The sequence below is a fragment of the Chryseobacterium oryctis genome (genome assembly GCF_025971925.1).
Classification (GTDB): Bacteria; Bacteroidota; Bacteroidia; order Flavobacteriales; family Weeksellaceae; genus Chryseobacterium; species Chryseobacterium oryctis.
In genome coordinates, this window is the sequence record NZ_JAPDHV010000006.1 from 121,699 (window position 1) to 146,799 (window position 25,101).

At 32.9% G+C, this 25,101-nt stretch carries 22 protein-coding genes; 12 read left to right on the forward strand and 10 right to left on the reverse strand.

The window, feature by feature from the left end; genetic code table 11:
• Positions 1–67: 67 nt before the first annotated feature.
• From OH806_RS13455 to porQ, 5 genes are all read right to left on the reverse strand, one after another.
• Entirely contained in the window at positions 68–565 is a 498-nt protein-coding gene (locus OH806_RS13455; RefSeq protein WP_264744191.1) for a phosphoribosyl-ATP pyrophosphatase, read from the reverse strand.
• Positions 566–567: 2 nt separating this feature from the next.
• Positions 568–876, reverse strand: coding sequence for a phage holin family protein (locus OH806_RS13460; protein ID WP_264744192.1), 309 nt, complete (start codon positions 874–876; stop codon positions 568–570).
• A gap of 79 nt (positions 877–955) precedes the next feature.
• The gene (locus OH806_RS13465) at positions 956–1,306 is read right to left on the reverse strand and encodes a YtxH domain-containing protein (protein WP_264744193.1); all 351 of its coding nucleotides are present in this window, start codon (positions 1,304–1,306) and stop codon (positions 956–958) included.
• Between the two features lie 95 nt (positions 1,307–1,401).
• A complete protein-coding gene (gene cmk / locus OH806_RS13470; protein WP_264744285.1) occupies positions 1,402–2,076 on the reverse strand; it encodes a (d)CMP kinase in 675 nt (224 codons plus the stop codon).
• 93 nt (positions 2,077–2,169) lie between these two features.
• Positions 2,170–3,162 (reverse strand): type IX secretion system protein PorQ, encoded by a 993-nt coding sequence (gene porQ, locus OH806_RS13475; protein WP_264744194.1) that lies wholly within the window; start codon positions 3,160–3,162, stop codon positions 2,170–2,172.
• A 165-nt stretch (positions 3,163–3,327) separates the two neighbouring features.
• Between porQ and pyrH the strand changes: the two genes are divergently transcribed.
• Positions 3,328–4,035 carry a UMP kinase gene (gene pyrH, locus OH806_RS13480; protein WP_264744195.1) on the forward strand — a complete coding sequence of 236 codons (708 nt, stop codon included), beginning with the start codon at positions 3,328–3,330 and terminating at the stop codon, positions 4,033–4,035.
• Between the two features lie 70 nt (positions 4,036–4,105).
• Positions 4,106–4,660, forward strand: coding sequence for a ribosome recycling factor (gene frr, locus OH806_RS13485; RefSeq protein ID WP_264744196.1), 555 nt, complete (start codon positions 4,106–4,108; stop codon positions 4,658–4,660).
• Positions 4,661–4,793: 133 nt separating this feature from the next.
• On the opposite strand, the gene OH806_RS13490 is transcribed toward frr, so the two are convergent.
• From OH806_RS13490 to OH806_RS13505, 4 genes are all read right to left on the reverse strand, one after another.
• A complete protein-coding gene (locus OH806_RS13490) occupies positions 4,794–6,248 on the reverse strand; it encodes an LptF/LptG family permease (RefSeq protein ID WP_264744197.1) in 1,455 nt (484 codons plus the stop codon).
• An 87-nt stretch (positions 6,249–6,335) separates the two neighbouring features.
• Entirely contained in the window at positions 6,336–6,983 is a 648-nt protein-coding gene (locus tag OH806_RS13495; RefSeq protein ID WP_264744198.1) for a LolA family protein, read from the reverse strand.
• 68 nt (positions 6,984–7,051) lie between these two features.
• On the reverse strand, positions 7,052–9,604 hold the full coding sequence (locus OH806_RS13500) for an FtsK/SpoIIIE family DNA translocase (RefSeq protein WP_264744199.1): 2,553 nt from the start codon (positions 9,602–9,604) through the stop codon (positions 7,052–7,054).
• Positions 9,605–9,831: 227 nt separating this feature from the next.
• The gene (locus tag OH806_RS13505) at positions 9,832–10,806 is read right to left on the reverse strand and encodes a dimethylarginine dimethylaminohydrolase family protein (RefSeq protein ID WP_264744200.1); all 975 of its coding nucleotides are present in this window, start codon (positions 10,804–10,806) and stop codon (positions 9,832–9,834) included.
• A 406-nt stretch (positions 10,807–11,212) separates the two neighbouring features.
• On the opposite strand from OH806_RS13505, the gene OH806_RS13510 reads away from it, so the two are divergent.
• The 3 genes from OH806_RS13510 (at position 11,213) to OH806_RS13520 (ending at position 15,753) form a co-directional block, all read left to right on the forward strand.
• On the forward strand, positions 11,213–14,464 hold the full coding sequence (locus tag OH806_RS13510) for a cytochrome c biogenesis protein CcsA (protein ID WP_264744201.1): 3,252 nt from the start codon (positions 11,213–11,215) through the stop codon (positions 14,462–14,464).
• Positions 14,465–14,644: 180 nt separating this feature from the next.
• Positions 14,645–15,511, forward strand: a complete 867-nt coding sequence (locus tag OH806_RS13515) for an SPFH domain-containing protein (protein WP_264744202.1) — start codon at positions 14,645–14,647, stop codon at positions 15,509–15,511.
• A 53-nt stretch (positions 15,512–15,564) separates the two neighbouring features.
• Positions 15,565–15,753, forward strand: coding sequence for a type II toxin-antitoxin system antitoxin (locus tag OH806_RS13520; protein WP_264744203.1), 189 nt, complete (start codon positions 15,565–15,567; stop codon positions 15,751–15,753).
• Positions 15,754–15,843: 90 nt separating this feature from the next.
• Here the strand turns inward: OH806_RS13520 and OH806_RS13525 are convergent, their stop codons facing one another.
• Entirely contained in the window at positions 15,844–16,041 is a 198-nt protein-coding gene (locus OH806_RS13525) for a hypothetical protein (protein ID WP_264744204.1), read from the reverse strand.
• A gap of 137 nt (positions 16,042–16,178) precedes the next feature.
• On the opposite strand from OH806_RS13525, the gene amaB reads away from it, so the two are divergent.
• From amaB to OH806_RS13560, 7 genes are all read left to right on the forward strand, one after another.
• Positions 16,179–17,729, forward strand: a complete 1,551-nt coding sequence (gene amaB / locus OH806_RS13530) for an L-piperidine-6-carboxylate dehydrogenase (RefSeq protein WP_264744205.1) — start codon at positions 16,179–16,181, stop codon at positions 17,727–17,729.
• Positions 17,730–17,829: 100 nt separating this feature from the next.
• Positions 17,830–19,155, forward strand: a complete 1,326-nt coding sequence (gene lat, locus OH806_RS13535) for an L-lysine 6-transaminase (RefSeq protein ID WP_264744206.1) — start codon at positions 17,830–17,832, stop codon at positions 19,153–19,155.
• Between the two features lie 62 nt (positions 19,156–19,217).
• Complete coding sequence (locus tag OH806_RS13540; RefSeq protein WP_264744207.1) at positions 19,218–19,451, forward strand: DUF2007 domain-containing protein; 234 nt, start codon at positions 19,218–19,220, stop codon at positions 19,449–19,451.
• Between the two features lie 175 nt (positions 19,452–19,626).
• Positions 19,627–20,142 carry a GNAT family N-acetyltransferase gene (locus tag OH806_RS13545; protein WP_264744208.1) on the forward strand — a complete coding sequence of 172 codons (516 nt, stop codon included), beginning with the start codon at positions 19,627–19,629 and terminating at the stop codon, positions 20,140–20,142.
• Positions 20,143–20,259: 117 nt separating this feature from the next.
• Positions 20,260–20,715 (forward strand): transcriptional regulator, encoded by a 456-nt coding sequence (locus tag OH806_RS13550; protein ID WP_264744209.1) that lies wholly within the window; start codon positions 20,260–20,262, stop codon positions 20,713–20,715.
• A gap of 6 nt (positions 20,716–20,721) precedes the next feature.
• Positions 20,722–21,906: an efflux RND transporter periplasmic adaptor subunit gene (locus OH806_RS13555; protein WP_264744210.1), complete on the forward strand. Its 1,185-nt coding sequence runs from the start codon at positions 20,722–20,724 to the stop codon at positions 21,904–21,906.
• Positions 21,907–21,909: 3 nt separating this feature from the next.
• Positions 21,910–25,056 carry an efflux RND transporter permease subunit gene (locus OH806_RS13560; RefSeq protein ID WP_264744211.1) on the forward strand — a complete coding sequence of 1,049 codons (3,147 nt, stop codon included), beginning with the start codon at positions 21,910–21,912 and terminating at the stop codon, positions 25,054–25,056.
• Positions 25,057–25,101: the final 45 nt, after the last annotated feature.

The following is a 25,101-nucleotide window of genomic DNA, read 5'->3' on the forward strand; positions in this document are numbered from 1 at the left end:
GAGATTAGAAATTAACATTAAAATAACTAATTTCTAATCTCTATTCTTAATATTTTGCTTAATAAATCTATATAAGCTGTTCCAAACTAGAAACACTTTTATTTTTTTGATAAGTTTCTAATTTTTTTCTTACAAATTTTAATGCAACAGGTGCTAGATATATTAAAGCTGCTCCCAAAAGTTTTTTCTTCCAGTTTGAGCTTTTAATATTTTTTCTTGCATAATTACCCACTAATGCGGTCACTCCCAATCTTACAACATTATCTAAAGCGTTACCTGTAAGCGCAGTTCCGGCAATTCCTAAAGCTGTATTTTTACTGATTAGCCTATCTTTTACTTCAGATGCAACCTGTTTTGCAATAACATCTTTTCTCAGTACAATTTTTTCATCACCATTTTCATCCACTTTTTCTTGCAGATATTGGTCTGTCAACCCATTTGTGAATGCACTTAAGCTTTCTTTTGTATTTTTAAACGTCAAAAGATCCTCCAGCTCATTAATTTCTCCCTTCAAGAGTTTTTTCTTTATCCTTAACTCATTTAAACTTTCATAATTTCTCCCCATAGTTAGTGGTTTAAAAATTTAATAACATTATCTGCAACAGAATTCACTATCTTATTTTTAAAGATAACAATAATAACCATGATTACAAAATAGAATGCTGCTACAATCAGGAAACCCCATGCCGTACTGTCTAAGGCTTTACCTATAAGAAAGGCAATTCCGAAGTTGAATAAAACAATAAAAAAAGCAAACGCAACAAGCAATACTACAAAATAGGTGATAAGCCCCGCAGAAAGAGAAGATTTTTCAGTCGCCTCTATTTTCAATAAGTCAATTCTCTTAGATGCGTATTCTTTAATAGTCTCTATCATTGTTTTTTTTTAAAATTACAAAAAAAGGAACTTTTATACCCAAAGTTCCTTCTATAATTTAATAAAAAAATTAAATTATTTATTTTTTAAGATCATTTAATTCTGCTTCTACATCTTTTACAACATCTGTAGTTTTAGAAACAATTTGATCTTTATATTTATCATAACCATCTTTTACTGTGTGAGCTACGTTATTAGCTGTTTCTTTAAAAGTAGATGAAATATTACTATATTGATCTTTTACCTTTTCAGAAACTTCACCGTATTTATTTTTAGCCTGATCTTTTAAATCATTAGCTTTAGTTTTGATTTTTTTTCTGGTTTCTTTACCTTCTTCAGGAGCATATAACATTCCTAAAACCACACCTGCCGCAGCACCTGCAAGAAGTCCTGCCAATATACCTGCTGTATTTTTTCCTTTTCTAGACATTTTTTGCTTTTTTAATAGTTAATAAATATTAGTTTTTTACGATAATAAAGGTACAATTAATATACCAAAAGGTAAAGTCATCCTATTAAAAATTGTTAAATCTTTTCAACATAGGACAAAATACTTTCTATTGTTTCTTCCTTTGTAAGATTTGTATTATCTATTACAATAGCATCTTCTGCCTGTTTTAACGGTGAAATTTCTCTTTCGCTATCAATTTTATCACGCTCAATAAGATTTTCTTTCACTTGCTGCTCATCTGCTTCAATACCTAAACTTAGGAGTTCATTATATCTTCTTTTTGTTCTTTCATCAATACTTGCAGTAAGAAAAAACTTATAATCTGCATTGGGTAAAACAACTGTTCCAATATCTCTTCCATCCATAATAATTCCTCCTTTTTCCGCTAAAGAGCGTTGAGACTGCAATAAAAAGTCTCTCACTTCTTTTTGTTTGGCTACCAAACTTACATTATCAGACACCTCATTAGTTCTGATTTGCTTTGAAATATCAATATTATTAAGGAAGAGAATTAGCTCTCCATTATTATTTTTAAATTCAAGATTGATTTGGTTAAGAGAAGAAAAAAGATTATCAAAATCTATTAAGCCATTTTCATTAAGACAATTTTGTAGAGCAAACCAAGTAACCCCTCTATAAAGAGCACCTGTATCTAAATGAATAAGACCAAGTTTGTCTGCAATGACTTTAGATATTGAACTTTTTCCCGTAGATGAGTACCCATCAATTGCTATTACTGGTTTTTTCATTTCACAAATTTCCTGAATTTTTCTTAAAAACCAAGAAACCTTAAGAAAATATCTTAAGGTTTCCATATATATTTTTATTGTTTAAGACCAAAACTATTCCCCACGATGACTGCTAAGATCCACAGAAACACCAATTTGATTTACATTTGAAGAATTATGATATCTGATATGAGCATAGTCTAAACGGAATCTTGAAATTTTAATTCCAAAACCTCCCGAAAGACCTGAAAAGTTTCTTTGATCTGCTACAGCAAGTTCATTCCCTCTCTTTACATTATATCCTAATCTTATATTGAAATTTTTCTCAGGAAACAGTTCTGCACCTACTGAAAAATGATCTGCAATTTTCCTTCCGACATTTACTTCCTGTCCGTTTACATTATATTCCGAAGAAATATCAAACTTTTGCAAATCATGAGCTGTAACAGTAATAGCAAGAGGAATTGCCTTCAAAATTTTTGTATATCCTAAATCTATTCTAAAAGGAAGATTTTCTCTTGTTCCGTTGAAAGATTTAAACTGATATCCAAAGTTTCTTAAAACTAATGAAGCGACTTCTTTACTTTTCTTATTATGATAAGTAATACCTGCGCTACCTGCAATAGCAGAAGAAGTATAATTATCAATTTTTGAAGTGATGAAGTTTAGTCCACCTCCGATTGTCCAGTCTTCTTCAAACTGATAAGCATATCCGGCTCCAATGGCTACATCTGAAGCGGAAAAAGTTCCGTTTTCAAAACCACTTTCATCCGTTCTTGGTATACTTCCATAACTCATGTACCGTGCATTGACAGTAGCCATATGACCATTATCAAAATCTTTGGCATAAGCAATTGTTCCGTATTTAGAGTCTGCCAAATAAGCCGCTCCGTTGATTGAAAGCTGTTTGTCTGAATCTTTATTCAACAAAGCAGGGTTTGCAATAGCAAATGATGCATCATAATCTCTTATAGTAATTGCATCTCCGCCTAAAGCAGCCTGTCTGGCAGATACAGGAATATTTAGGAAAGGATAAACATTTGTTCCCGTTTGTGCAAAAGAAACAATTCCTGATAGAAATAATGAAAAAATGACAATTTTCTTCAATTCAGTTTATTATTAATGCAAAAATAATTCTTTTTCGTACTTTTCAAAATATTTCCTACATTATTTATACTTAAATATTTTTCTTTTATCAATATTTTTAATGATTATATTTGCAAAGTCAAATTTTTGACAAGCTAATCTAACAAAAAGTTATTTAATATAAAGATGAAATACAAAAGAATCCTTCTAAAACTTAGTGGTGAGGCCTTAATGGGGAACAGACAGTACGGTATTGATAATGAAAGATTGCAAGAATATGCCACTGAAATAAAGAAAGTAGTTAATAAAGGCTGCGAAGTTGCTATTGTAATTGGAGGAGGAAATATTTTCCGTGGAGTAGCAGGTGCTGCAAAAGGAATGGATAGAGTACAGGGAGATTATATGGGAATGCTTGCAACAGTAATCAACGGAATGGCTCTACAAGGTGCTTTGGAAGATGCAGGGATTAAAACAAGACTTCAATCTGCTATCGAAATGGATAAAGTAGCCGAACCTTTCATCAAAAGAAGAGCTGTAAGACATCTTGAAAAGGGCAGAGTAGTAATTTTCGGAGCAGGAACAGGAAACCCTTATTTTACAACTGATACCGCTGCAACATTAAGAGCTATTGAAATTGGTGCCGATGTTATTTTAAAAGGAACAAGAGTAGACGGAATCTATGACAGCGATCCTGAAAAAAATGCAGATGCTGTAAAATATAATTCTTTATCTTTTGATGAAGTTTTCGAAAAAAATCTTAAAGTAATGGACATGACTGCATTTACTTTAAGCCATGAAAATAAATTACCAATCATTGTTTTTGATATGAATAAAGATGGTAATCTGGAAAAAATCGTAGACGGAGAAAATGTTGGTACTTTGGTTGATTTGTAATTAAGACTTTACTACTACTTATCAATCAACAATTATATAAATGTGTAACCTTTCAAATTTTTATTATATAATGGAAGAATTAGATCTTATATTAGAATCTGTAAAGCAGGACATGGAGGCAGCTGTAAAGCACTTGGATCATGCATTTCAAAGAATTAGAGCAGGACGTGCTTCTACAACAATGGTTCAGGATGTGATGGTAGAATATTATGGAGCAATGACTCCCATCAACCAGGTTGCTAACGTTTCTATTCCGGATGCAATGACAATTTCTATTCAACCTTGGGATGCAAAAGCAATTAACGATATTGAGAAAGCAATCATTAATTCAAACTTAGGTTTTGCTCCTTCTAATAATGGTATTAATATAATTCTTAACGTACCACCTTTAACAGAGGAAAGAAGAAGAGATTTAGCAAAACAGGCTAAAGGAGAAGCAGAAGACACTAAAATTGTTGTAAGAAATGCAAGACAAAACGGATTAAAAGAACTTAAAAAGTTAGAAGGCGTTTCTGAAGATGTTGTTAAAGGAATTGAAGCTGAAATCCAAACTCTTACTGATAAGTATGTTAAACTTTGCGATGAACAACTTAAAGTAAAAGAAGCTGATATTATGAAAGTATAATTTTCAGTTTTGAAAATAAAATATTTAAAAGAGATTTCAACATTGAGATCTCTTTTTTATTTTGAATAAATCTTAAAAAATAAAAAGATTCAGAAAAAACTGAATCTTTTTATTTATAGATATTTTAGTAATACTACTGATACCTTTTATGTTCTTTATTTTTACTAAATCTTCTGGTAATAGGTTTAAATAACGCTTTGTATTTCTCCGCATCAAACAATTGAGAATCTGTAAGTGCTTTATAAGTCATCAAAACCCCAAAAGGAAACAAAATCATATTCGGAAGCCAAGCTGCTAGATAAGGATTCATTTTCCCACCCCAAGCTACGTTTTCAATACCTAAATTCATCACATAGAAAATAATAAAAATTACAATCGCAATGATAACCGGAACACCCATTCCTCCTTTTCTAATAATGGAACCCAAGCTCGCCCCAATCAAGAAGAAAATAATACAGGTAACCGAATAAGAAAGAATTCTTTGCTGATAAATAACAACCTTACTGAAATACTTTACATTTTGTTTGATTTCCGTAGTTTTTCCGTCTAAAGTGGTTTTAAGATTCTCTAGTCTATTATGAGCATTGTAGATCATTTCAAGCTTTTTGTCTGTTTTTACAGTATCAATTTTTACTTGAAGTTTGGGTTTTGCTTTAGTTTTGCTTTTTTCCATATAGCTAACCACAGAATTCGTCTGATTCAATGCATCATTGGTTGTATTTTCAAAAAACTGTTTGTTATCTTTTTTAATATTCGCAATGGTTGTATTAAGCTCATTGAATGTATTAAAACGATAATCATCAGTAATTTGTTCTTTTTCAATAGCTTTATTAATGATTTCACTAATATCAAAATGAGAAACTAAAGTATCAAATTTTATTGCCTGATCTGGTTGTCTTTCACGAGCATTTCCTCCTTTACCCTCCAAAGCATCTTCATAAACATATCCGTTGTGCAAAACCAATTTCAAAAAATTCTTATTTGCTGCAGGAACAAATTGTCCTTTTTCGGCAACAATTGATTGTTGACTTTCAAAAGCACTGGATTTCTTATGAACAAAAACACCTTCTATATTTTCACCATTTTCACCATAAATCTTATCAAACTTCACCATATATCCTGGAATCTGATCTATAAACTGCCCTGGTGTAAAATTCAGTGCCGGTTTAGTTTGAGCAATATTAAAAAGCATATTCTTTGCTTTCTTCTGAAAATCTGGAATAATATTATTTGAAAAGAAATACAGCATGATTGCTAATAGAGTAGTAACTCCCAATAAAGGCAACATCACTCTCGTTAATGAAATTCCGGCGGCTTTCATGGCTGCAAGTTCATACCGTTCACCAAATTCTCCAAACGACATAATACTTGCCAAGAGAATAGTAAGCGGAAGTACCAAGCTTACCACACTTACTCCCATATAAAAAAGAAGTTTGAGGATTTGCCAATAGCTCAATCCTTTTCCCATAAATTGCCCCAATTGAACCCAGATAATGTTTACAATAAATATGAAAAACAATACACTGAATATAAAGAAAAACGGTCCGAAGAAGGTTTTTATGATATATTTGTCCAGAATTTTTAACATGCGCCAAAATTAATGAAAAAGCCACAAAGTTTTCTTTGTGACTTTAATATTTATTATTTTTTTAAGATGTGAAATCTAAAATTCAGTTTACAACTCGGTAATAATGTAGTTTTTGAATTTATTTTTATCGAAAACAAACATATTCGGGTCTAAGTCCTGATTTTCTTTGTATTCTTTAATGGCAATTACTGCAACATCTTTATTATTTCCATGCTGTTCGAGTTTCACCATTTGTTTTTTTGAAGAATCAACAAAAAGGTAAACATATTTTAATCCGTTTGCTTTCACTGGAGTAAGTTTAATAAAATCTGTACTTACACCATTCACGGTTTTCTTACCGTTATATGTTACATTGTAATCATTTCTATAGGTTGTAAGATAGTTGATAGGGGAGAACATTGTAGAGCTTCCGTTTGGCTTAGCAATGGTAACTTCCATATCTTCTGCATTAATATTATAGATTTTATTTCCATCAAAAATCTGTTCTGTATCCATGATTTTCAACTTATATTTATCTCCGGCTGCATAATATATTCCCGGTTCTGTTTTTTCAACCTGACCATTTACACCACTTCCAAAAGAAAATTTGAAATATGTATTCTTTTTAGAATTGTAGTTTGCTGTGATATCATCTAATATTTTCTTTGCTTTTGCATCTATTTTTTGTGCATTTGAAAAACCAATAGCTCCTACAACAAAACTTCCTAATATAATTTTTGAAACAATTCTTTTCATTTTATTTATTTATAATTCTTAGACATCCTTAATTCATAAAAGTTAAACCTGAAATGTCTGTTTATCCTTTATCCACGCAAATCTTCCAAAAACTGTTCCAAAGAATGAAGGTCGCTTATTAAAACTTCTCTGGCTTTTGCCCCATTAAATCCTCCAACAATTCCACTTGCCTCCAATTGATCCATAATTCTTCCTGCTCTGTTATACCCTAACTTCAATTGTCTCTGAAGCATAGAAGTAGAACCTTGTTGAGTAGAAACAATAATTCTTGCGGCATCTTCAAACAAAGCATCTTTTTCGTTAGGATCAAATGCACCTACAGTACTTGTTGAATCTTCAGAAACATATTCAGGTAGCATAAATGCAGAAGCATACCCTTTTTGCTCACCGATATATTCTGCGAGTCTTTCAACTTCAGGAGTATCTACGAAAGCACACTGAAGTCTTAGAATTTCATTTCCGTTGAAATAAAGCATATCTCCTTTACCAATCAACTGATCTGCTCCCGGAGAATCCAAAATTGTTCTGGAATCTACACTTGAAATTACTCTAAATGCAGCTCTTGCTGGGAAATTTGCCTTAATCATACCCGTAATTACGTTTACAGAAGGTCTTTGTGTTGCAACAATAAGGTGAATACCTACTGCTCTTGCTAACTGAGCCAATCTTGCAATCGGTAATTCAACTTCTTTTCCTGCAGTCATAATCAAGTCTGCAAACTCATCAACCACCAAAACGATATAAGGTAAATAACGATGTCCGTTTTCAGGATTTAATTTTCTTTCCGCAAACTTTTTGTTGTATTCTTTTAAATTTTTACAGAAAGCATTTTTAAGCAAATCATATCTTGTATCCATTTCGATACAAAGAGAATTCAGTGTATTAATTACTTTATTGGTATCTGTAATAATTGCTTCTTCTGCATCCGGTAATTTTGCCAGATAATGTCTTTCAATTTTAGAATATAAAGAAAGTTCTACTTTTTTAGGGTCAACCATTACGAATTTCAATTCGCTTGGATGCTTTTTATAAAGTAGGGAAGTAAGAATAGCATTAATACCAACCGATTTACCCTGACCTGTTGCACCCGCCATCAATAAGTGAGGCATTTTTGAAAGGTCTGCCATGAAGATTTCGTTAGAAATCGTTTTACCGAAAACAACTGGTAAATCCATATCTGTATTTTGGAATTTTTGCGATGCAATTACTGAACGCATAGAAACCATTGTAGGATTTTTTCTCGGAACCTCAATTCCGATAGTTCCTTTTCCCGGCATTGGTGCGATAATTCGGATTCCTAAAGCTGAAAGATTTAATGCTATATCATCTTGTAATTTTTTAATTGCAGCAACTCTGATTCCCGCTTCGGGTACAATTTCGTATAATGTAACTGTTGGACCGATTGTCGCTTTAATTTCAGCGATACCGACATTAAAGTTTTTAAGAAGTCCAACAATTTTGTTTTTATTTTCTTCTAATTCTTCTTTGTTGATTGAAATTTCTTCGTTTCCGTAATCTTTTAAAAGCTCGATAGTCGGCATCTGGAAATTTGCTAAATCCAATTTATGATCATATAAGCCATGCTTATCAACCAATTCTTGAGATTTTTTATCCGAATCATCCAAAATATCTACAACCGGAGCAACTTCTACGTTAAATTTAATATCTTCTTTTGGTTCAGAAGAAAAAGAATTTGATGATTTGATATCGAAGGCTTGTTCTGGAGATGATGTAGGAATACTTGGCTTTGTATTTATATTTAAATTAACTGATTGTGAAAAATCGTTCTTATCATTTTCAAAAGAAGTCTGGTTAGGAGTTACAATTGTATCTAAATTAGTTGAGACAGGAACTTCAGGAAACCCTTTAGGAATATTTACAGGTTCTGGCTCTGTAACTTTTACGGTAGGTTTAGGTTCTACCTCTGTAATGGTAACTTTTGACTGACGCTCTTCGGTATTTTCATTTTCTTCAATTAATTCTTCATCTGCTTCAAAATTTTCATCAGAATTAGGCATCATAGATTTTACCTTTCCGATGGTATTTTCATTAATTTGATTTAGTTTATTTTTGATAGAACTCGGTCTCAAATTAAACTCCAAAATAAAATACAAAAGAATACTTGCTACCAAAACTAACCAAAGCCCTACAGTTCCGATAATAGCATTCATAGAATCCATAATTTGATAACCATAAACTCCACTCAAAACTCCCTGACCTTTCGTAATAGCTCCGAATAAAATTGGAAGCCAACAAATAAAAAACAGAGAGTGACCAACCGTTTTCCATGGCTTGAAAATTTTCTTTTTCAGAATTAATGTTCCGAATACAAAAAATAAAAATGCGATTATAAATGAGGCAACTCCTATACTTTCAAAAATGAAAATATTGCCCAACCAATCACCTAATTTCCCAAAAATATTTGAAGATTTAATGGTTTTATCGAGCATGGTTCCTGCCTGACTTTGATCTGCCTTCCAATTTGCTAAATATGAGACAAATGAAAAAGTAAGAACTAAAGAAAAAAGTATAAAAGTAAGCCCGAAAAATACTCTCGGCTTAGATAAAAACTTGCCTTTTTCAGGCGATTCCGGCTGTTGTTTTTGTGTCTTTTTGTCCATAATATCAATGTTCGCAAATTTAATGTTTTTTCAACATTAAAGAACCCTTTTTAACTAAAAAGAACGATTAAACATTCCTTAAATATTTACATATTTCGTTTCCAATCGATTTAAAATGAGAAATGATAATGTTTAATTATAGAAGCATGGAGAAAAAACACATTCTCAAAAAATAAAAACAACGAATCCGAAAAATATTTTTTTCGGATTCGCTATAAAATGAAATATTAAGATTTTCTTAAAAGAGCTTGTGTACTACAACGAAAAGCTCCTCCAAAACTTCTGCTAATAGAAAAATCAACATATTCAACAGTTACTCCTTCTTTTTCTATTTCTTTTCCTATATGTTCGAAGGTAGGATCAGTTATATAGACTTGAGGTGAAACTGGTAAACCATTTGTTGCCAATTTCGTTGCTTCTTCAAACGAAACTTTGATTTTCTTCCAATTTTTAAATGTTTCAGGAATTCCGTCTAAAAATGCTTCTTCGCAGACAACCATTAAACCTTCTTTTACTAAGCCTAATGCACAATCCAAATGCAGTATATTGGGATGCAATCTTACAGACTCTACTGTATATCCCTGTGGTTTTAATAATTTAGACAACCACGAAATGCCTAAATTATTTGATGCTAATCCTGAATTTCCTACAAAGATTTTATTACCTAAAACCAGCACATCTCCTCCTTCAAGAAACGGACCGTTTCCCAAATCTTTACTTGTCAGCTCCGCAACTTCGGGTTGAGGAACTGCCACATACCAACAATCTTCAGGATATACATTTTCATTAAGCAAATTTCTAAGCGGAAAAACTTCTCCACGCCTGTGCAAAAAACGCAAAGAACCTTCTATAACAAAATTACCAATTGTAAAAAAGGGATCTCTGGCAAAAAAATTTGAATATCCTTTTGAACCTGTAACCTCTTTTTCTATAGCTGTCAGTTTTCTTGGCCGAAGAACTTCTACATTATATTTTTCAAGAACCGATTTTAAATTGGCTCGTTCCTGTTCCCATTGTTTTTGAAGAATAGGGAATGCTTCTGAAAAATCTTTTCCTAGATTTTCCTTCCCCATACTTTCTTCTATTAGCGATTTATCTAAAAAACGCAAATCATCTTCTCTTAGTTCTTTTGGGTAACCAAATTCAGATTGGGCAAGAACTACTTTTTTCAACGGCGCAAATTCGCTTTCAACAAAAATCATAATTGTACTATTTTTATGGTTCAAATTAAAATACAAGCTGTTTATTCACTCACTAAAATTCCCTTAAATAGATAGGTGTAAGTTACTGATAAAAATTCACATTAAATTGAAATATATAAAAAATTGAAACACTTAAAAACAAACCAGCTGAAAATTCTATTTCAATAATTCTTATAATAAAACATTATATATTAAAACTCATAAAACATAGACTGATCTCATAACGATAATAGATACTATAAATCTCTTTTGGCATCACATTTAAAATTAAATATTTCCCAATAAAAAACGTGTTATTAAGAATCATTCAAAATAACAAAAAGAGGCTCTAAAATGATAAAAAACATCTTTTTTTATATGCTTTATTGTTTATCATCCTTATTTTTGCAAGTCAAGTAAAAAAATCATGAAGAAGCTCCAGGATATTATTATCTCAACCAGAACAATGGCTGTGCTGTTATTGGTGTATGCATTTGCCATGGCTTATGCAACGTTTTTAGAAAACGATTACGGAACACCAACAGCCAAAGCCTTAATTTACGAAGCAAAGTGGTTTGAACTTATCATGTTCTTACTGATTCTCAATTTTATAGGAAATATCGGGAGATATAGACTTTGGAAAAGAGAAAAGTGGCCGGTTTTGATTTTCCACCTGTCTTTTATACTAATTTTTATTGGTGGTGCCATTACAAGATACATCAGTTTTGAAGGTACAATGCACATCAGAGAAGGTGAAAGCTCAAACGAAATTGTAACGGACAAAAATTTCTTTAAAATTCAAATTGAAGAAAAAGGCGATGTTCTTAATTATCAAGACATTCCTTATCTGATGTCTCCACTACATAAAGACCTGAAAGCAACGTACGACTTTCATGGGAAAACTGTAAAAATTGAAGCAAAAGAATATATTCAAAGAAAAAAAGACAGTTTAATTGCTCAAGCAAATGGGACTGAATACCTTCATTTAGTTTCAACGGGAAATACAGGAAGACAGAACATCTACATCAAACCAGGTGAAACAAAATCTATTAATGGTACTTTAGTTACCTTTAACAGAGCCATTGAAGGAGCGGTAGAATTCAGAAATGACGGAGGAAAATTGATGATAAAAACTCCTGTTGATGCGTCTTTTATGACGATGGCAACTCAAGCTACTGGAAATACAAAGAAAGATGAATTTCAACCTTTAGTATTAAGAAGCTTATATACAATTAACGAACTGAAACTTGTTGTTCCGGAAGGTCTAAAAAAAGGGAAACTGATTGCCATTGAAGGTGACAGAAAGAAAGACCAAAATGTTCCTGACATGCTAACTATTGAAATTCAGGGACCAAAAACAAAGCAATTAGTAGATTTATCTGTAGAAAAAGGAAATCCAAACGCATACAAACAAGTAACAATGGATGGATTGAATATCATGGTTGGTTTCGGACCTAAAATTTATAATACTCCATTCTCACTTAAGTTGGATGATTTCGTAATGGAAACTTATCCTGGAAGTTCATCTCCAAGCGCATATGAAAGTCATGTAAAAATCATTGATGAAGGAAAGGAAACTCCCTATAAAATTTATATGAATCATGTTTTAAACCATAAAGGATACCGTTTCTTCCAATCTAGTTTTGATCCTGATAGAATGGGAACCGTTCTCTCTGTAAATCATGATTTTTGGGGAACTTTAATTTCTTATATTGGTTATGCCTTTTTATTCATTGGTATGTTCATCATTTTCTTCTGGAAAGGAACTCATTTCTGGAAATTAAATAAAATGTTGACTGATGTTAGCAAAAAGAAAATGATAACTGTTCTTTTATTGTTTTTAAGCCTTGGGTTAAATGCTCAAAAGATAGAAACACACGGAACTACAGACGGAAGCAGAGAACATATCCATGTAGAAGGAGACGGTCACACTCATGATGCAGCTCCGCAACAACAACCTAAACAAAACTCTTTAGCAGCTCCATTAAACAAAATGAGAGTTATCTCTCCTGACGAAATTATTGCGAGAAATAAAATCAGTGCAGAGCATGCTGATAAATTTGGATATCTTTTGGTTCAAAATTATGACGGAAGAATTGTTCCTATCAATACTGAAGCTCTTGACGTTTTAAGAAAATTATACAAAAAAGACGAGTTTAAAGGAACTGACGGGAAATCTCTTACTGCGAACCAATGGTTTCTTTCAATCAATACAGATACTCCAAGCTGGACGATGGTTCCAATGATTAAAATAGGATCGAAAGGAGGTGATGAATTGAAAAACAAAACAAAAGCTAATGAAGATGGTTACACCTCTTTAATGAATCTTTTCCCAGCTGATGCCAACGGAAATTTATCTTATATTCTTGAAAATGATTACAATATTGCATTCCGTAAAAAACCAGCAGAACAAACAAATTACGATAAAGAAGTAATTGCTGTAAATGAAAGAGTTCAGATTTTTAATGAATTTTTCAGTGGCCAGTTTATGAGAATTGTTCCTGTTAAAAACGACCCAAATCATACTTGGCATTCTTGGTTAGACCAAAAATTTGAACCGGATATGGAGTCTCAGCAAGTAATGGGACCATATTTTGCAGAAGTTTTACAGGCTCAACAATCCGGAAACTGGGCAAAAGCCGATGCTGAATTGGCAAAACTTTCAGATTATCAACAAAAATGGGGTAAAGCAGTGGTTCCTGCAAAATCTAAAGTTGATTTAGAAGTTTTCATGAACAAAGTAAACATTAACTTCAAACTATTAATTTTCTATACTTTAATTGGCGGATTGTTATTGCTTTTGGGCTTTGTTGAATTATTCAAGCCCAACAGAATTTTAAACAAAACCATCAAAACAATTATTGTAATTGGTATTGTAGGATATGCTTTCCACTTCCTTGGATTAGTTGCAAGATGGTACATTTCTGGACACGCACCTTGGAGTAATGGATATGAAGCAATTATCTTCATCTCTTGGGTAGGCATTACAGCCGGATTATTGCTTTACAGAAATTCGAATGCGCTAATTCCTGCAGCCGGATTTATGGTAGCTGTTATTATGATGGGATTTGCCCACGGAGGTTCGGCTCTTGACCCACAAATCACACCGCTTGTTCCCGTATTAAAATCTTATTGGCTGATTATTCACGTTGCAATTATTACGTCAAGTTATGGTTTCTTTGCATTGTCTATGATTATTGCTGTAATCAGTTTGGTATTCTATATAATTTCAAACAAAAAGAACTACAAACTACATCACGATACAACATTAAAAGAATTAGCTATTGTTTCCGAAATGTCTTTAACAATTGGTTTGTATGCTTTAACAGTAGGAAATTTCTTGGGAGGAATTTGGGCAAATGAATCTTGGGGTAGATATTGGAGCTGGGATCCTAAAGAAACTTGGGCATTCATTTCTATTATGGTTTATGCTTTTGTATTACACATGAGATTAGTTCCTGGATTAAGAAGCCGATGGGCATTCCACGTTGCGACGATGTTTGCGTTTTGCTCTATGGTTATGACATATTTCGGAGTTAATTATTATCTGAGCGGACTTCACTCTTACGCAGCGGGAGACCCTGTTCCTGTTCCGGCTTGGGTATATATAGGATTAGCAACCATGATAACTTTAGCATCAATATCTTATTTTAAATTTAAAACTTTAAACAGAAAATAGATTTTAAAATATCAATAAATAAAATCCCGAAAAAGTTATTTTCGGGATTTTTCATGCATTTACATTATCTAAAGTATAGAATCGAAGTTAAAAAAAAATAATAAATCATGAAGTATAACTCAAAATTTTATTATATCTTTATGATATCAAAATAATATCAAATTCTTAAAAAACTTGTCTATGGAAAAAATCTTAAAACCAATGTCGGGATACCTTACTTTAGTTATCTGTCTGGGACTTTTTGTTGCAGCTGTTTATCTTTTTATTACAGGAGTTGACAACAACATCACATTTGTTATTTTAGCTGTTTTATGTTTTATTCTTTCATGCTTTTTCTTGAAAGGGTTAATGATTATTCAGCCTAACCATTCAAGAGTTTTGAACTTCTTCGGTAAATATGTAGGAACTGTAAAAGAAAACGGATTATTCTTCATTAATCCATTGTATTCATCGCAAAAAATAAGCCTTCGTTCAGAAAACCTGCAAGGTCAAACTTTGAAAGTAAATGACAAAATGGGTAATCCCATCGAAATTGCAGCTGTAATTGTATGGAAAGTAGGAGACACTTATAAAGCAGCTTATGAAGTAGAAAGGTACACTGAATACGTAAGAATGCAGAGCGAAGCAGCTGTAAGACACTTAGCCGTAAGTTTTCCTTATGACAATCTTGAAGATGAACATGCAGACATTACACTAAGAGATGGAGGAGACCAGGTAAACAAAATCTTGGAACAGGAATTATTAGAAAGATTAGCACCCGCAGGAATTATCATTCAGGAAGCGAGAATTACACATTTAGCTTATGCATCAGAAATTGCAGGAGCAATGCTTCAGAGACAACAGGCAACCGCAATTGTAGCAGCAAGAACCAAAATTGTAGAGGGAGCTGTAGGAATGGTAGATTTGGCTTTGAAAAAACTTTCTGAAGACAACATCGTTGAACTTGATGATGAAAGAAAAGCAGCAATGGTAAGCAATTTAATGGTGGTACTTTGTGGTGAAAAAGCCGCAACACCTATCCTAAATGCCGGAACTCTATATAATTAAAACGTAATCAAAAATTAAGATTAAAAGCCTTTACGTTAAAAAAACAGAATAAAATGAAATCAGAAAAAGCTCAAAATCCTTCCGAAAACAAAGGCAAAAAATCTTTTGTCATAAGGATAGATGAGTCTACATACAAACTTCTGGAGAAATGGGCAAATGACGAATTCAGAAGTGTAAACGGACAGATTGAGTATTTACTTCATCAAAGTTTAGTAAGTTCCGGAAGAAAAAAGAAAGAATAATTTATGATAATCAATATTTCAATTAACCTTTAACCAACAAAAAAGCAGAGAAAATATCTCTGCTTTTTCTTTCCTCATATATCAATTAAATTAATCAAATATCGTCGTAAAATAATTACTAATTACGCTCCAAAAATTTTTTCCTAGAAAATAAATAAGAGTAGAAGTTATGATTCCTTTTACAGTAAAGAATATTATTCCGCCAATTCCGAACTTTTTCACCCATTGCTTCCATTTAGAATTTTTCTTTTCTTCTGTCGGTTTGTTTATCGTATTGTTATTTTCCATTTCTGAAACTCAAATGATTACCTTACAAAGATAAGTATGTTTATAATCATTCCAAATAAAAAACATACAAAAAAAATTAAAATTTTGCGGTTCGCATAATATTTTTAACTTTATAGAAAACGAAAAGTAAAATTTTTATGTCTAAAAAAGTAAAGGATTTTGGAATCGAGAAAACACTCAAAAATCTAGGAATTAAAGATGAAAACAAAGGAACTTCAGTAGGTGGAAAATATTTTGCGTCAGGAAAAACAATAGAAAGTTTTTCGCCGGTAGATGGTAATTTGATTGCTAAAATAAAGACTTCTGGTGAATCCGATTACGACAAAGTAATTGAAACCGCTGAAAAAGCCTTCAAAGAATTTAGATTGATTCCGGCTCCAAAAAGAGGGGAGATTGTAAGACAGCTAGGTCAAAAATTAAGAGAATACAAAGACGATTTAGGAAAACTTGTTTCTTATGAAATGGGTAAATCTTTACAGGAAGGTTTAGGTGAAGTTCAGGAAATGATTGATATCTGCGATTTTGCAGTAGGAGTTTCAAGACAACTTCACGGTTACACAATGCATTCAGAAAGACCAGGTCACAGAATGTATGAGCAATATCACCCTCTTGGAATCGTAGGAATCATTACTGCATTCAACTTCCCGGTTGCAGTTTGGTCTTGGAATACAGCATTAGCGTGGATTTGTGGAAACGTTACTATTTGGAAACCATCCGAAAAAACACCACTTTGCGCTATTGCATGTCAGAATATTATGAATGATGTTTTAAAGGAAAACAATCTTCCTGAAGGAATTTCAAGTGTTTTGGTTGCTGATCATGAAGTCGGACAAAGATTAGTTGATGACAAGAGAGTTTCATTAGTTTCTTTCACTGGTTCAACAAGAGTTGGAAGAATGGTTTCTTCTAAAGTAGCTGAAAGATTCGGAAAATCTATCCTTGAACTAGGAGGAAATAACGCCATCATCATTTCTCAGGATGCAGATATTAATATGTCAATTATTGGTGCTGTTTTTGGAGCTGTAGGAACTGCTGGACAAAGATGTACATCAACAAGAAGGCTAATTATTCATGAAAGCGTTTATGATGAAGTAAAAAACAGACTGGTAAAAGCTTACGGACAGTTAAAAATCGGAAATCCTTTGGACGAAACCAACCATGTTGGGCCACTTATCGACGTAGATGCAGTAAATCAGTATGAAGAAGCTATCAAAAAATGTAAAAAAGAAGGAGGAAAATTCATCGTTGAAGGCGAAGTTCTGAAAGGAAAAGGCTATGAATCGGGATGCTATGTAAAGCCAGCCATTGCTGAAGTTAAAAATTCATACGAAATTGTTCAGCACGAGACTTTTGCCCCAATTTTATATTTAATCAAATACAAAACTTTAGAAGAAGCGATTGCAATTCAGAATGATGTTCCACAAGGATTATCATCTGCAATTATGACTCAGAATTTAAGAGAAGCAGAATTATTCCTTTCTCATGCAGGTTCAGATTGCGGAATCGCCAACGTAAATATCGGAACTTCAGGTGCTGAAATCGGAGGTGCTTTTGGTGGTGAAAAAGAAACAGGAGGTGGTAGAGAATCAGGTTCAGATGTATGGAAATATTATATGAGAAGACAAACAAACACTATAAATTACACAACACAACTTCCTTTAGCACAAGGAATTAAATTTGATATTTAAACTTTTAATTTAATTAATAAAAAGATTTGAAAATTAAAAATTAATAACCAAGAATGCTTAATTTTTTAATCATTCAATTTTCAAATCACACACAAAAAATATGGAACAGACAATTGATATAAAAGCAAATAAAGTAAAAGAAATAGTAGGTAAACACGTTTTGGCAGATGGTTTTGATTTCGTGATGGACATTGAGAAATCACACGGTTCATGGCTATATGACAAGCTTACCAACAGAGAATATTTAGATATGTTTTCGATGTTTGCTTCGGCATCTATCGGTTACAACCACCCTTATTTAGTTGAAAAATCAGCTTGGTTAGGAAAAATGGCTGTCAACAAACCAACATTGGCAGATGTTTACTCTGAGGAATATGCACAATTTTTAGAAGTTTTCGAAAGAGTAGTTATCCCAGAAGAATTACAGTATGCTTTCTTTATTGAAGGCGGAACTTTAGGCGTTGAAAATGCAATGAAGGCATGTTTTGATTGGAAAACCCGTAAAAATTTCGAAAAAGGATTAGATACAGAAGCAGGAATCTGCATTCACTTCAAACAGGCATTTCACGGAAGAAGCGGATATACACTAAGTCTTACAAATACGTCAGACCCAAGAAAATACCAGTATTTTCCAATGTTTGAATGGCCTAGAATTTTGAATCCTAAATTAACTTTCCCAATTACAGAAGAAAATTTAGAGGAAACAATCAAGAATGAAAAATTAGCTTTAATTCAAATTGAAGAAGCCATTTTGATGAACCCAAATAAAGTAGCTTGTATAATTATCGAACCAATTCAGGCTGAAGGGGGTGACAATCATTTCAGAGACGAATTTTTATTAGGTCTAAGAAAGATTTGTGATGATAATGAAATCTTGTTAATTTTTGATGAAGTTCAGACTGGTATCGCCATTACAGGAAAAATGTGGGCTTTCCAACATTTTACAGCAAAACCAGACATCATTTCTTTTGGTAAAAAAGCTCAGGTTTGCGGAGTTTTAGCTAATAAAGAAAAATTTGACGAAATTCCGAATAACGTATTCAGAGAAAGCTCAAGAATTAATTCTACTTTCGGAGGTAACTTTATCGATATGCTTCGTTTCCAATTGGTAATGGAAGTCATTGAAAAAGAAAACCTTGTGGAAAATGCTAGGGTTGTAGGAGATTATTTATTAGAAGGTTTAAAAACATTAGCTGAAAGGCATCCTGACTTAATTTCAAATGCAAGAGGAAGAGGTTTGATGTGTGCAATAGACCTTCCATCTCAACAACAAAGAGACAAATTAAGAGAAGAACTTTACAATGACGGATTAATCATCTTACCTTGCGGAGACCAGTCACTTCGATTCAGACCTCACCTTAATGTCACAAAAGAAGAGATACAGCTTGCTTTAGACAAAATTGAAAACAATATTAATAAAATTTAAAGATTATTGTTTGTAATTTCTGAAAAAAGTCATACATTTAGGTACTCAAAATGAAATAGAATATGGAAACAAGTACAAGAGTATCAGTTTTTGAAAGTGACAAGCCTTCAGAAATACAATTAATAAAATCCAAATTGGATGATGCACAGATTGTAAATGCCGTTGAAAACAGTTATCTTACTTTTACGACAACGCCAACCGCAACATCGCTGAAAGTAATGGTGGATTTAAAAGATGAGCAAAAAGCATTTGAAATTATTGATGCTTATCTTCAACAAAACGAAAATTATAAATAACAATTTCATAATTTTAAATTTTACTACTTCGAACCGAAAATTAATTTTAATTAGTTTTCGGTTTTTTAATTTAAAATTTCAATATTTTTAATAACAATAGATTATTTTTGAAAATTTAATTTAACTAAACACTTAAAAAAGCATCCTATTTTCAACATAATACCTATCACATCATATGAACTCTACAGAAACTAAATTAAGAAAAGCTGAAACTGAGGATAAAAATATCATTTGGGGCATTCTACAACAAGCAATTGAAAGAAGAAGGCAGGACGGAAGTACTCAATGGCAACAAGGTTATCCGAATTTGGGAACTGTTGAAAATGACATTGAAAAAGAGGCAGGATATGTAATGACAATAGATGAGGAAGTAGCTGTATATGTAGCTTTGATTTTGAATGACGAACCAGCTTATAACAATATTGAAGGGGCATGGTTAAGTAACGGCGAGTTTGTAGTTGTACACAGAGTTGCCGTTGATGAAAGATTCGCGGGACAAGGAATGGTAAAAAAACTTTTCGACCATATCGAAGAATTCACAAAATCGAAGGGGATTCAAAGTATAAAAGTAGACACAAACTATGACAATACAGCTATGCTCAAAATTCTCGAAAGTAAAGGATATGCATATTGTGGAGAAGTTTTTCTGGCTGGAGGAATTAGAAAAGCCTTTGAGAAGATTATAATTTGAGCAAAAAGTTAAATCGAATCTCATTGAATTTTTAAAATACTCTTTATTTATAAACTCTATCAGTCCATGTTCGGTTAGTTCAGAACTAATTTTTACTTTTGCTAAAATTTATATACGATGCATAAGAGTATAGAAATTGATGAAAAAATTTTTCAAGATGCCGTAAAATTCTATGGTAGCATCTTTGGCATCCCTCCTTTAGCTTCCAAAATATATGCCTACTTACTTTTCGATTACGAAAAAGTAGGTATCACTTTTGATGAATTTGTTGAAGTTCTTTCAGCTAGTAAAAGCTCTGTTTCTACAAGTATTTCACTTTTACTTAATGCCGAACTTATTATAGATCACAACAAAATGGATGAAAGAAGGCGTTATTTTTTCATCAATGAAGAATATAAAAAAATAAGGTTTGAAAAAATTGTAAAAAAAATGCAAGTTGAACTCAAATTATTGGATGATTTTAACAATTTTAAAAAAAGCAAAGATCAGGAATACAATGAGCGAATAGAAGCCTATAAAGCCCTTTTAAATAAAAACATAGAAAATATTCAGGAATCTCTTAATAAACTATAATACATAATGAATAATAAACTACTTATACTTTCCATTGCTGTGCTTTCTCTTACAGCCTGCAAGAAAGAAGCTCCAAAACAGGAGGGGCCAAAACCATATCCTGTAGTAAACGTTGAAGCAAAAAATATAATAGGCTATCAAACATTTCCAGCTACAATACAAGGTAGAGTAAACAATGATGTCCGAGCCAAAATACAAGGGTATATTACCCAAGTTTTAGTAGATGAGGGTCAATATGTAACTAAAGGACAACCTTTATTTCGTCTTGAAACCAACATTTTAAACGAAAATGCAGCTGCTTCAAAAGCCGGAATAGGTGCTGCAGAATCTAATATTGCTGCCGTTCAAGCTGCTGTAAATGCAGCAAATGTGGAAGTAAATAAGCTAAAACCTCTTGTCCAGAAAAATATTATCAGCAATGTTCAGCTACAAACTGCTCAGGCAAATTTGGCTCAGGCTCAGGCTCAGCTTCAACAGGCAAAAGCTGCTAAAAGTCAAGCCGTTGCTAATTACAAAGGAGTAGAAGCTAATATTGAATATTCAATTATTCGTGCTCCTATCTCTGGAGTTATTGGAAAACTTCCTTTAAAAGTAGGTAGCTTGGTTGGGCCGACAGATCAAACTCCTTTAACTACAATTTCCGATACATCTCAGATTTATGCTTATTTTTCAATGAATGAAAAAGAATATTTTGATTTCCTTGAAAAATCTCTAGGTGCTTCAATGCCTGAAAAAATAAAAAACCTTCCAATGGTAGAATTACAACTGGCAAACGGAAGTTTATATCCTGAAAAAGGTAGAATCGAAGCTGTTACAGGACAAATCGATCCTACAACAGGAACTATTCAGTTCAGAGTCGGATTTACGAATGCTCAAAAATTATTAAGTAATGGTAACAGCGGTACAATAAGATTCCCACAACATTACGATAACGTCCTTGTAGTTCCTGAAAGTGCTACATATGAACAACAAGGTATAGTCTATGTCTACAAAGTAGAAAAAGATACCGCTAAAAATGTCGTAATCGATGTAATTGAAAGAATCGACAATATGGCTCTTGTAAAATCTGGAGTAAATAAAGGAGAAACTATCATTGCAGCAGGTATTGGAGGGTTAAAGCCTGGAACTGCCGTAAAACCAAAACCAATAAAAATGGATAGTCTTGTTCAATCTATAAAACCGAAATTCTAAAAAATGATTAAAAATTTTATAAACAGACCGGTTTTATCCACCGTAATCTCAATTTTAATTGTGATACTCGGTGTTTTAGGACTTATCGCTTTACCGGTTACCCAATATCCTGATATTGCTCCGCCTACAGTTAGTGTTTCGGCAAACTATACGGGTGCAAACGCTGAAACAGTAATGAAAAGTGTTGTCGTTCCTTTGGAAGAGCAAATCAATGGGGTTGAAGGGATGGACTATATCACTTCTTCAGCTGGAAACGATGGTTCTGCACAAATTCAGGTATTTTTCAAGCAAGGAATCGATCCTGATATTGCTGCTGTAAACGTACAAAATCGTGTAACAAGAGCTACACCGTTACTCCCAAGTGAAGTTACACGTTCTGGGGTTGTAACACAAAAGCAACAAACCAGTGCACTGATGTACATGTCTTTCTATTCAGAAAACAAAGATTTAGATGACGTATACCTTCAAAACTTCCTGAATATCAATGTTATTCCGAATTTAAAAAGAATCAATGGAGTAGGTGATGCCAATGTTTTCGGAGGCAAAAATTACTCGATGAGAGTATGGCTAGACCCCGCAAAAATGACAGCTTACGGTATCTCTCCAACTGATGTTACCAACGCAATCAATGAACAGAGTAGAGAAGCTGCGGCTGGTTCTATCGGACAAAACAGTGGTAGTTCTTTTGAATATATCATAAAATATGTGGGTAAATTCAACAATAAAGAGCAATACGATAACATTATCATTAAAGCTCTTCCGAGCGGACAAAATTTAATGCTTAAAGATGTTGCTAAAGTAGAATTAGCTGGTCAATCTTACTCAGGAATCGGAGAAAACGGAAACAACCCTTCAATCAGTATGGGTATTTTCCAAACTCCGGGTTCAAATGCACAGGAAATTATCAAAAACATTAAAACATATCTGAAATCAGCGGAAGGAAGTTTTCCGGAAGGAATTAAATACACGTTCAACTTTGATACTAATGAATTCTTGGAAGCTTCAATAGAAAAGGTTATCCATACCTTACTTGAGGCATTTATCTTAGTGTTTATTGTTGTATATATTTTCCTTCAGGATTTCCGTTCAACTTTAATTCCGGCAATTGCAGTTCCTGTTTCTATTGTGGGAGCTTTCTTTTTCCTGAATTTGTTCGGATATTCCTTAAACTTATTAACACTATTCGCTTTAGTACTTGCCATTGGTATTGTTGTGGATGATGCCATTGTCGTCGTCGAGGCTGTTCATGCCAAGATGGAACATGGTATTGCTGATGCAAAAAAAGCAACAGTAGAAGCTATGGACGAAATTACAGGGGCAATTATTTCAATTACATTGGTAATGGCATCTGTATTCATTCCTGTAACGTTTATTTCTGGACCAACAGGAGTTTTCTATCAACAATTTGGTATTACTCTTATTGTTGCAATCGTGATTTCTGCAATCAACGCATTAACACTGAGCCCTGTTTTATGTTCATTATTTTTAAAACCTCATTCAGAACATCATAAAGAATATCAGAATCTAAATTTCCTTCAGAAGTTCTTTTATAAATTCAATATTGCTTTTAGAACTGGTACAGAAAGATATGGAAGAGGATTTGTTTTTCTTTTGAGACATAAATGGGTTACATTATTAATCTTTGCAATTACAGGAGGAATTTTATTCTGGACAAATTCTACCATGAAAAAAGGATTTGTACCTACAGAAGATAGGGGAATTATCTTTACAGACGTTCAACTTCCACCGGGTGCTTCAATGGAAAGAACTTATAATGTTCTTAAAACATTGCAGACAAATGCAATGAAAATACCTGGAGTACAAAATGTTACCCTTTCAACAGGTAGAGGTTTCTTATCAGGAACCGGAAGTAATAATGGTCTAGCTTTCATTAAATTAAAACCTTTTGAAGAAAGGAAAAAAGATAATCTTACATCCGAAGATATTACTAAAAAGTTATTTGGTATTGCAGGTAAAGTACCTGATGCCAGAGTTGTGTTCTTCCAACCGCCAAGTGTACCTGGTTTTGGTACGAGTGCAGGTTTTGAGATGGTATTACTCGATAAATCCGGTGGTGAATATGTTGATTTGGATAAAAAAACCAACGAATTCATCGGAAAACTAATGGAAAGACCTGAAATTGAATTTGCACAAACTTCATTCAATACAAGATATCCTCAGTATGAAATGAAAATCAATGTCCCGTTAGCAAAACAATTGGGAGTTTCAGTAAGTGATATTTTGGCAACAATGCAAGGATATATCGGAGGTATTTATACGGCTGATTTTACGAAATATGGTAAACAATTCAGAGTAATGGTTCAGGCTCTTCCTGAAAACAGGCAAAATATTGATAACCTAAATGAATTGTATGTAAAAACAGGTTCAGGTTCTATGTCTCCAATTTCACAATTTGTAACCTTGACTAAAGCGTACGGACCACAATCAGTAAGTCGTTACAATCTATTTACTTCAGTAAAAATTACAGGCTCAAACTCGGCAGGATTCAGTTCCGGAGATGCTATTACTGCAGTACAACAAGTTGCTAAGGAAGCGTTAAATCAAAACTACGATGTAGAATTCACTGGATTAACAAGGGAAGAATTAAATTCCGGTTCACAAACTCTTTTGATTTTTGGGCTAAGTTTAATCTTCGTTTATTTTATCCTTTCCGCACAATATGAAAGTTATATTCTTCCGCTAGTTGTTGTAACTTCTCTACCTCTTGGGGTAATGGGAGCTTATTTAGGACAAAAAGTAATGGGCTTGGAAAATAATATTTATTTCCAGATTGCATTGATCATGTTGGTCGGCTTATTAGCCAAAAATGCCATTTTGATTGTCGAATTTGCCGTTCAGAGAAGACATCACGGTGAAACAATTGTAATGTCCGCCATTAATGCTGCAAAAGCCAGATTAAGACCAATTTTGATGACCTCTTTCGCGTTCATCTTTGGTCTATTACCATTGGTTTTAGCAAGTGGAATTGGTGCAGTAGGTAACAGATCTATCGCAACCGGTGCAGCAATCGGATTATTAATAGGTACTATTTTAGGACTTGTTGTTATTCCTGTATTGTATGTCATTTTCCAACATTTACAGGAAAAAATAAAACCTATTAAAAAAGAGGAAATCAATTTAGCAGAATAATTTAAAAGTTAAAGAAATTAGGAGTTAGAATTATAAACTAACTTC

Coding starts and splice junctions, on each gene's coding strand:
- OH806_RS13545 (WP_264744208.1), top strand. CDS start 19,627: ATGAACTCTACAGAAACTAAATTAAGAAAAGCTGAAACTGAGGATAAA.
- OH806_RS13500 (WP_264744199.1), bottom strand. CDS start 9,604: ATGGACAAAAAGACACAAAAACAACAGCCGGAATCGCCTGAAAAAGGC.
- OH806_RS13460 (WP_264744192.1), bottom strand. CDS start 876: ATGATAGAGACTATTAAAGAATACGCATCTAAGAGAATTGACTTATTG.
- OH806_RS13525 (WP_264744204.1), bottom strand. CDS start 16,041: ATGGAAAATAACAATACGATAAACAAACCGACAGAAGAAAAGAAAAAT.
- OH806_RS13550 (WP_264744209.1), top strand. CDS start 20,260: ATGCATAAGAGTATAGAAATTGATGAAAAAATTTTTCAAGATGCCGTA.
- OH806_RS13505 (WP_264744200.1), bottom strand. CDS start 10,806: ATGATTTTTGTTGAAAGCGAATTTGCGCCGTTGAAAAAAGTAGTTCTT.
- OH806_RS13515 (WP_264744202.1), top strand. CDS start 14,645: ATGGAAAAAATCTTAAAACCAATGTCGGGATACCTTACTTTAGTTATC.
- lat (WP_264744206.1), top strand. CDS start 17,830: ATGGAACAGACAATTGATATAAAAGCAAATAAAGTAAAAGAAATAGTA.
- frr (WP_264744196.1), top strand. CDS start 4,106: ATGGAAGAATTAGATCTTATATTAGAATCTGTAAAGCAGGACATGGAG.
- OH806_RS13540 (WP_264744207.1), top strand. CDS start 19,218: ATGGAAACAAGTACAAGAGTATCAGTTTTTGAAAGTGACAAGCCTTCA.
- OH806_RS13490 (WP_264744197.1), bottom strand. CDS start 6,248: ATGTTAAAAATTCTGGACAAATATATCATAAAAACCTTCTTCGGACCG.
- OH806_RS13455 (WP_264744191.1), bottom strand. CDS start 565: ATGGGGAGAAATTATGAAAGTTTAAATGAGTTAAGGATAAAGAAAAAA.
- cmk (WP_264744285.1), bottom strand. CDS start 2,076: ATGAAAAAACCAGTAATAGCAATTGATGGGTACTCATCTACGGGAAAA.
- OH806_RS13465 (WP_264744193.1), bottom strand. CDS start 1,306: ATGTCTAGAAAAGGAAAAAATACAGCAGGTATATTGGCAGGACTTCTT.
- OH806_RS13555 (WP_264744210.1), top strand. CDS start 20,722: ATGAATAATAAACTACTTATACTTTCCATTGCTGTGCTTTCTCTTACA.
- OH806_RS13510 (WP_264744201.1), top strand. CDS start 11,213: ATGAAGAAGCTCCAGGATATTATTATCTCAACCAGAACAATGGCTGTG.
- amaB (WP_264744205.1), top strand. CDS start 16,179: ATGTCTAAAAAAGTAAAGGATTTTGGAATCGAGAAAACACTCAAAAAT.
- OH806_RS13495 (WP_264744198.1), bottom strand. CDS start 6,983: ATGAAAAGAATTGTTTCAAAAATTATATTAGGAAGTTTTGTTGTAGGA.
- OH806_RS13520 (WP_264744203.1), top strand. CDS start 15,565: ATGAAATCAGAAAAAGCTCAAAATCCTTCCGAAAACAAAGGCAAAAAA.
- pyrH (WP_264744195.1), top strand. CDS start 3,328: ATGAAATACAAAAGAATCCTTCTAAAACTTAGTGGTGAGGCCTTAATG.
- OH806_RS13560 (WP_264744211.1), top strand. CDS start 21,910: ATGATTAAAAATTTTATAAACAGACCGGTTTTATCCACCGTAATCTCA.